The 8062-nt window shown below is 57.8% G+C and carries 5 protein-coding genes, 1 tRNA gene and 1 pseudogene; 5 read left to right on the plus strand and 2 right to left on the minus strand.

Annotated elements, in window-relative coordinates; all coding sequences use genetic code 11:
• Window positions 1–143 precede the first annotated feature (143 nt).
• A tRNA-Met gene (locus PEL8287_RS06095) sits at window positions 144–220 on the plus strand.
• On the opposite strand, the gene PEL8287_RS06100 is transcribed toward PEL8287_RS06095, so the two are convergent.
• The gene (locus PEL8287_RS06100; RefSeq protein ID WP_085891514.1) at window positions 177–1817 is read right to left on the minus strand and encodes a recombinase family protein; all 1641 of its coding nucleotides are present in this window, start codon (window positions 1815–1817) and stop codon (window positions 177–179) included. The two genes, PEL8287_RS06095 and PEL8287_RS06100, sit on opposite strands and share 44 nt — an antisense overlap.
• Before the next feature lie 518 nt (window positions 1818–2335).
• On the opposite strand from PEL8287_RS06100, the gene PEL8287_RS06110 reads away from it, so the two are divergent.
• The 3 genes and pseudogenes from PEL8287_RS06110 to PEL8287_RS06120 form a co-directional block, all read left to right on the plus strand.
• Window positions 2336–3736 carry a hypothetical protein gene (locus PEL8287_RS06110; protein WP_235862210.1) on the plus strand — a complete coding sequence of 467 codons (1401 nt, stop codon included), beginning with the start codon at window positions 2336–2338 and terminating at the stop codon, window positions 3734–3736.
• 615 nt (window positions 3737–4351) lie between these two features.
• On the plus strand, window positions 4352–5311 hold the full coding sequence (locus PEL8287_RS06115) for a DUF808 domain-containing protein (protein ID WP_085891450.1): 960 nt from the start codon (window positions 4352–4354) through the stop codon (window positions 5309–5311).
• Window positions 5312–5554: 243 nt separating this feature from the next.
• Window positions 5555–5758, plus strand: a pseudogene (locus PEL8287_RS06120) (site-specific integrase); the annotation flags it as partial.
• A gap of 844 nt (window positions 5759–6602) precedes the next feature.
• Here PEL8287_RS06120 and PEL8287_RS06125 read toward each other — a convergent pair.
• Window positions 6603–7415: a class I SAM-dependent methyltransferase gene (locus PEL8287_RS06125; RefSeq protein WP_085891451.1), complete on the minus strand. Its 813-nt coding sequence runs from the start codon at window positions 7413–7415 to the stop codon at window positions 6603–6605.
• Between the two features lie 343 nt (window positions 7416–7758).
• On the opposite strand from PEL8287_RS06125, the gene PEL8287_RS06130 reads away from it, so the two are divergent.
• A partial coding sequence (locus tag PEL8287_RS06130) for a transposase (protein WP_139837708.1) occupies window positions 7759–8062 on the plus strand: 304 nt, incomplete at its 3' end.

Here is an 8062-nt window from a genome sequence, read left to right on the forward strand (position 1 = left end):
ATCTGGCACCCGACAGCCTTGTCTTCCTGCAAAACACATTGAGTTTTTTGGAGTTTTCCCCGATGGCTTGTTTTTTGTAAAAAAAACGCCATTTTGCCATTGCAGAGCTTGGCATGGGGTACTAGATAGACCATCTAGATTGGCGCGGGATGGAGCAGCCCGGTAGCTCGTCAGGCTCATAACCTGAAGGTCGTAGGTTCAAATCCTACTCCCGCAACCACTTTTACCGATCTACCACCAAGAAACGCCTCAGCATCTGGCTGGGCCAGCCCAACAAGGGCTGTTATGGCGCCTTGGAGGTCGATCTGGACGCCGCCCTCCGTCTCGTAGATCGTCACAGACTGGATCAGGCCGCGAATCGTATCCAGCGCCACAGGACGAATCTCCGGATCAGCCAAAGTCTCGGACAATTCCTCCACCTTCCGACGATAAATCTCGCTCAGGTGAGGATGCAGCCGCACCGGCGATGGGGGCGGCGCTGCCAGCTTTGCATCAACCTCGGCCAGTTGTGCTTCCATGTCTTCCAGCTTGGTCTTCAAGCCTGCGGTGCGCAGGCCATCGGCGATGGCGTCGTAAAGTCCGTCGAGGCGGCGCGTGATCTGATTACGTTCAGATGTAAGCCGTGCGCGGGCGGCGGTTTCTTCGGCACGTCCTGCATTCATCTCGCGGCTGACAGATGCCACGAAGGCGGCGACCGCCTCTGGACGCATCAATCGGTCCCGCAGCAGGTTCAGCACCACACTTTCCAGTTCCTTGCGTTTGAAAGAGCGTTTCTGCGTGCAGGTAGCCTGTTTGCGCGCGGCCGAGCAGGCAAGGTAATCCTTGCCGACAGCGGCAAAGCCACCCCCGCAGCCGCCGCAACGCAACAGCCCTGTCAGCAGATGGACCTTACGCTTCTTCTCCCAGAACCGAGTCTCTCTGATCGCTTGCACGCGCGGTGTGGCGTCGATCTCGCCCTGCCGCTGCTTGACGCTCGCCCAAAGCGTATCGTCAACGATCCGCATCTCTGGCACATCGGTGATGATCCACTCCTCACGCGGATTGAGCCGTGAAACCCGGCGTCCTGTTTCCGGGTCCTTGATATAGCGCAGCCGGTTCCAGATCAGCCGTCCGATATAAAGCTCATTGTTCAGCAGGCCGGTTCCCCGGATGCGGTGGCCGCGAATCGCAGTGTCGCGCCAGGCTTTGCCTCTCGGGCCGGGGATATGCTCCCCATTTAGGCGCTTGGCGATGGACTTGGGCGACAGAGCGTCGCTGAACTCTGCAAAAATCCGGCGGATCAGGGCCGCCTCGGTGTCGTTGATCGTGCGCTCGCCAGTCACAGGCATGCCGTCTGCTCCAAGGCGACGCACCACATCATAGCCGTAGCTGTTGCCCCCTCCCGAAAGACCGACCTCAACCCGGCCGCGCAGCCCGCGGCGGGTCTTGGCGGCGAGATCTTTCAGGAAGAGCTGGTTCATCGTGCCTTTGAGGCCGACATGCAACTCGCTGATCTCGCCCTCTGACAGGGTGACAATCTTCACCCCGTGAAAACTTAACCGCTTGAATAGTGTCGCCACATCCGCCTGGTCGCGGCTCAAGCGGTCCAGAGCCTCGGCAAGAATGACGTCGAAGTTGCCACGGCTGGCCTCGTCCATCAGGCGCTGAACCCCGGGACGCAGCATGCTGGCTCCGGAAACCGCCATGTCAGAGAAGACTTCTGTGACAGCCCAACCTTCGCGCGCGGCGCGTTCCCGGCAGATCCGCAACTGGTCCTCGATCGAGGCTTCGCTCTGCATCTGCGAGGAAAATCGGGCGTAAATCGCTACTCTGGTCATTATCGCTCTCCCTTATCAAATCACCCTATTTGGACCCATAAGCGCTGACGTCAGACAACTTACGCTGCCAGCGGACACCCGTCGCTGCAGATAGCCTCAAGCGGGCCGCAGCTGCGCGCCCGCTTAACCCTTCTTCAAGATATTCTTGAAAACGCGCTCGGAGTTCTGACCGTAGTGCTGCTGACATGAAATATCCTCCCAAACAGGATGAATCACAAATTACAACAATTGGGAATCCCCCGATTCAGGGTTCAAGCTCGCCGCTTTAAGGGAGTTATTTCAAGTGCGCTTTATCCACACGACCGACATCCACCTTGCAAAGCCGTTTGGACGGTTCGATGAAGATACTCGTGCCGCTCTTAGTGCCGCCCGGCTTCCCTGGAGCTTCTACAAGCATTTGCACTTTCGACAACGGCCCCCGATCCGCCGATTCACGCCTCGAAGTTTCGTCAGGGCGAGCCCTTGCCGCCCGACACGTCAGCACGCATAAGAACGCTTCAACCAGCGGGAGCTTGCAATTGTTCAGCGAAATGCGCAATCGGGTCGATCTCATGACAGGCATGCTGCTGGTCGCAATCACCTGCCTTGTCATTTTTCACGAATGGCACATTGCGGCGTGGATGGCCCCGGCGAAACCCGTGCTCGTGCTGTTGCTCGTGGCCACTCTGGCGGCGCAGGTCCGGGTTTCGCGCAAGGCCTTTGTCGCGGTGGCGCTCGGCCTTACAGTGGCGCTTGCATGCAGCGCGCCGGGCTGGCGGGTGGTGACCCTGGACGGGTTGCGCTCGGCGGCCTTCATCGCCGCCTTCTTCTCGGCGCTCTCGACGCTGCGCAATGTCGCGCAGACCTCGGCGGCAGTGCAGGCAGCGGGCGGGTTTCTCTCGGGCCAGCGGCCCGGTCGACGCTATGCGGCGCTGACGGTAGGCGGTCAGGGCTTTGCGCTGCTGCTCAATTACGGGGCGATCCAGCTTCTGGGCGCCTTGGCGCTGGCCAATGCCGAGACAGAGCCCGATGCCGAGGTGCGCGGTCACCGTATCCGGCGGATGCTGCTGGCTATCCAGCGGGCCTTCGTATCAACGCTGCCATGGTCGCCCCTGTCCTTCGCCATGGCGATCTCGGTCAGTGTCGTGCCGGGGACAAGCTGGGCACAGGCGATGGTGCCGGGTCTGGTCTCCTCGGCGCTGCTGGCCGGGATCGGCTGGGGGCTCGACACGGCCTTCAAACCACGGCTGAGCGTGACGCCTAGACGCCAGGAGCCGGAAGGGTCCTGGGCCCTCATGCTGCCGCTGCTGGCGCTGCTCGGGGTGCTGGTGATCAGCGTGATCAGCCTGTCGGCTATCACGGATGTGCGGATCGTCGGGTTGGTAGTGGTCATCGTGCCGGTGATTGCGCTGGTGTGGATGCTGATTCAGCATTGGACGCAGGCGCCAGTGCGGTCTGTCGCGTGGCGATTCGGCGACTACGTGACCAAGGAATTGCCGGGCTACCGCGAGGAGCTCACGCTGCTTATGATGGCCGGGTATATCGGCACCGTCGGCTCGGCCCTGCTCGGGCCGCTGATGCAGCGCGCCGGGCTCGATCTGGCGGTGTTTCCGCCTTGGCTTCTCCTCGTGAGTTTCGTCTGGCTCATTCCGCTGGCGGGGCAGCTCGGGATGAACCCGATCCTCGCGGTGACGCTGCTCGCGCCGCTCATTCCCGGTGCCGAGAGCCTTGGCGTGACGCCGACCGCCATCGTCGTGGCACTCACCTCCGGCTGGGCGCTTAGCGGGACCAGTTCGCCCTTCACGGCGACTACACTGCTGATCGGGTCCTTCGGAGGCATCAGCGCGCTGCGTGTCGGCTGGGCGTGGAACGGCGTCTACACTATGCTCTGCGGGATCATGCTGTCGCTCTGGGTGGTGATTTACGCCTTCGCCTTTTGACGTTCCGAGGACGCGGGCCACGACCGTTTCATTCGAAACCTCCCACATGGACCTACGTCAGCTTTCAGCATCTCAACCGAGCATGAAGTCGGCCCAGCTGTCCATCATCTCACGCCGCCGCTCCAGCATGTCACTGCGTCGATACGCGCGCTCCACGTCGCCGCCCACCGTGTGTGCGAGCCCCATCTCGGCAATGTCACGGGGATAACTTGTAGGTTCTACCTGCTAGCATCCCATACAGGAACAACCAGGACTTTGGTAAGTTCTTATCCTCGGGCGAGGAATGGCCGAACATCTCGGGACCCACCGACGAAGATTTCTATGAACTGAGCGAAGTCCTAGGAAAATTGCACGGATGCGATGGGGATGCATTCTGGCGCCGCGACTGTCCGGGCATTCAAAGCTCCCATACCTCCGCAATTAAACTTTAATGTCACCTCAACTGATCACCTAAAGCGGCCGGTTGTGCAGCGATAGCATTCTGGAACACCCCGAGGTCCGTTGCGCACGTCCTAGCGCCTTGATCGGGGTAAAAAACTCCGACATCATGGAACGGTAGGCGTTTTTCCTGAGGAATGTCGGCTATTCTTAAGGCAACCCAAAGGAAAGATTTCCATGAGCGGATTACTGGCCCTTTTGGACGACGTGGCAGCAATCGCCAAGCTGGCGGCGGCGCAGCTTGATGATGTCGCTGCGCAGGCAAGCAAAGCCGGAACGAAAGCTGCCGGCGTTGTCATCGATGACGCGGCCGTGACGCCAAAATATGTGACTGGGTTGCCAGCGGCACGCGAATTGCCCATCGTGTGGAAAATCGCGCGCGCGTCGTTTTTCAACAAGCTGGTGATCCTGTTGCCCGTGGCATTGCTGTTGAATGCATTCCTGCCTTGGCTTTTGACGCCGCTTTTGATGATCGGCGGGGCGTATCTGTGTTTTGAGGGGGCAGAAAAGGTCTGGCACCTGATCGTCCCGCACAAGGAACACGGCCCCCAGCAAGCAGAGACGCTGGATGCTGCGCACCTTGAAGAGCAGCGGGTGAAAGGCGCAATCAAGACCGATTTCATCCTGTCGGCGGAGATAATGACAATCTCTCTCTCACAGATCGATATTGACACCTTGTGGATACAGGGGACGGCACTGGCTGCGGTTGCCATTGGGATTACCGCGCTGGTCTATGGAGCCGTGGCCTTGTTGGTGAAAGCCGATGATTTCGGCATTTTGCTCAGCGCGAAAGGGCGGCTTGCCACAACTAAGGCGATCGGGCGCAGAATTGTCAAAGCGATGCCCGGCGTGATGGTGGTAATCGCGACCGTTGGCACGGTGGCCATGCTCTGGGTCGGTGGCAGTATCATCGTGCACGGGTTGCACGATTTGGGCTGGCATCTGCCTTATGAGCAGATCAAGCACGCGGCGAAGGTCGCATCGGCGGCAGTTGGCTCGACCGAAGGCTTTGTGAGATGGCTGGTGACGGCCGGGCTGGACGGCATTGTCGGGCTGGCGACCGGGTTTGTGCTGATCCCGATTGTCACCCGTGCGGTGGTGCCGATCACGGGGTGGCTCTTTCCTGAAAAAGCCTGATGCGGCTCTGTCTGCACAAATGGATCTTGCGTTCCTCTGCTGCGTGGTTTGTTGCATAGTCACTTTAATGACCTGAGACCCGGTTATGGCCAGCTGCTGCTCAATTTGGGGGCTGAGCAGGCGATACATGTCTCTCAATCACCATCACTCAAAATGATGTAGCCGCCCGGAATGTGACCGAAGCCGTGGTCTGGTCGTCGGTGGCTTTTTGCCCTGTCCAAGCATGTCGTGGTCGGCGGTGGATGGGTGTCCGGGATCGGTCTCGAACCGAGCAGTTACGGCACGCATTCGTTGCGACGCACCAAGGCGGCGCAGATTTACCGCAAGACCGGGAACCTGCGTGCGGTCCAGCTTCTGCTGGGTCTCACCAAGGTTGACAGCACGGTGCGATATCTCGGCGTAGAGTTAGAGGACGCACTAAGTATCGCTGAGAAGATCGACATCTAAAAGCCTGACGAACGGCATGACCTGCCGTTCGTCCCCCAAGACCGGCCACAAGTTGAAGCAGCCGCGAGTGACTGCTTTGAGCCCATGGCGGAAGTGCTCCCGTGCTGAAGCTCGCTCACGCAGCAATCTGTAAGCCAAAATTGTTAGCTGCGCCGCAGAGAAGAAAGCCGCCATTCATTCACAGCGCAGCGAGATTTGGCATGTCTAGTTCCGCTGTGCGGACAAAGCCGCCTGATGCAAGCGCAGCGAATATCTCCAAGATTGCGCGGCCGAGACGGCAACCATATCGCGGTGGCGCAGGACATCTTCCCCAAAGCGGTCGTTCAATGCAGGTTGATAGATTGAAATTCAAACCGGTCGTTCGCCGCGCCTGTGTCAAATGTCTCAGTTGCGGGACAAAACGCACTGATGCGGGTGCAACGAACTTCGTAATAATACACCGGTCGAGATGGTAAGCGTCCCATTGCACCTTTCCTTTGACATAACGTAGATTCCACCACAGGGTGAGCCTATCCCTTTGTGAGTGGGATTGGGTAGTGACCAGAGTAGGTAAGATACCTCTTCTCCCAAGCTTTGGTCACTACCAGAACCCTTCAGTTTTCGGTTGAATCACTGGAGTTCGGCGAGGCATCTGGGCTCGAGGCCGCCGTTCCCCCTCAAGCTGACCAACGACCGCTTCAGACTGTTGAATGTCCAACTATCAATACAACCTGCTGAAACGGGTGAATTATCTGCGCCTCAGGAATGTCTGTTTCCGGAACGCAGTCCACACTCGACCCGCTGCATCGCCGCAAGGCAGCTCCGAGCCCGGGACAGACGTCGCGAGGTGGCGCAAATCCCGTGATTACGACATTCGGCAATCAAACGTTGTTGCGGACAGTGGCATTGTCATTCCACTCGATCCGAATGTCGCCTTAAGTACAGATTGCATCTCCGAAACAACTTCTTTTGGGTCAACCCCGCCACGTTCTCTGATTTCGTCGATAAGCGGGTTGCCATAAACAAGCGCAGTTGCAAATTCTTCTGGATTGGCGATGGTTTTGTTAATTTGAATAGTCTCATACTCCACATCGGACCACCCGCCCGCTGCCAAATCAGCTTGAACCTCTTCCGGGTCCGCATAGTGAAAGGGGACTTTATAAAATCCGGGCGGGTTGTCTGGAAAAAATTGTGTTGCGACATCCTGTGCCATTATTGAGAACGGATTTTCCGACATTGCACTCCATACATTGAATAAATAACGTCCGTCGGGCTTCAGAACGCGAGCCGCTTCCTGATATGACGCTGGTTTATCGGGAAAAAACATGACACCGAATTGACAGACCATGAGGTCAAATACGTCGTCGCCGAAAGGCAAGTCCATTGCATTTGCTACGCGAAATTCAACGTTTTCCCCTTCGGAAAACTTTCCCTTAGCGACATCCAGCATTGGTTGGTTCAGGTCTGTAACCATTAACTTGGAATCAGTGGACAGTTTACCCCTTAATTTCCGGCTCAAAATTCCCGTCCCGGCTGCGAGTTCAATAACATTTTTTGCATCGCTCTTGCAGCAGAGGTTTGAGAGCCTGTCGGCGTAGTCCACGAAGATGTTGGGGCCAAGGCCGTGATCATAATGCCCCGGGATATCGCCTACGAAACTGGAAGAATTGTTAGACATTGAGAGGGTCCTGTCTGCTACGTCACTGGCTGAATGGTCGAATAATATCTGAAATCGTTAGCTTTGGCGAATGTGGCTGCGTCCAAGCTAATCCTTGCTGACTTCGGCTTTGTCCGCAACTCGGTCATAGACCCTCCAAGCTTTGCTGCGCCCACAACGAATGGCCGCTTTTAAGGCTGCGTTGCAGCGTGGCGCTTGGATCAATCAAGGCAACTTTTTTGCTGCATGAGCGAAGGGCGCGATTTCAATCCGGCGGTTCTGGGCTTATTTTGTTGAAAAACTCTTCCTTGATCGAAGTCTGAACTGCTGATTCAATTCCTGTAATCGAGGGGGAGGACCGGCGATGATGGGACCGATGCAGGAAGTGCAACCGGCGCTGTTCTACGAGTTCTCGCTTGAGGATCATGTCCCACAGGATCACCTGCTGCGCTCCATCGACCGGTTCGTCGATCTTGGCGGCATCCGCACACATCTTGCGGAGTTCTACAGCCACACGGGCCGCCCCTCCGTCGATCCCGAGCTGCTGATCCGCATGCTGTTGGTCGGCTATTGCTTCGGTATCCGATCCGAGCGACGACTTTGTGAAGAGGTGCATCTGAACCTCGCGTATCGCTGGTTCTGCCGCCTTGATCTGAACGACCGTGTGC

The sequence above is a fragment of the Roseovarius litorisediminis genome (assembly GCF_900172295.1).
Classification (GTDB): Bacteria; Pseudomonadota; Alphaproteobacteria; order Rhodobacterales; family Rhodobacteraceae; genus Roseovarius; species Roseovarius litorisediminis.

Coding starts and splice junctions, on each gene's coding strand:
- PEL8287_RS06100 (WP_085891514.1), bottom strand. CDS start 1,817: ATGACCAGAGTAGCGATTTACGCCCGATTTTCCTCGCAGATGCAGAGC.
- PEL8287_RS06115 (WP_085891450.1), top strand. CDS start 4,352: ATGAGCGGATTACTGGCCCTTTTGGACGACGTGGCAGCAATCGCCAAG.
- PEL8287_RS06125 (WP_085891451.1), bottom strand. CDS start 7,415: ATGTCTAACAATTCTTCCAGTTTCGTAGGCGATATCCCGGGGCATTAT.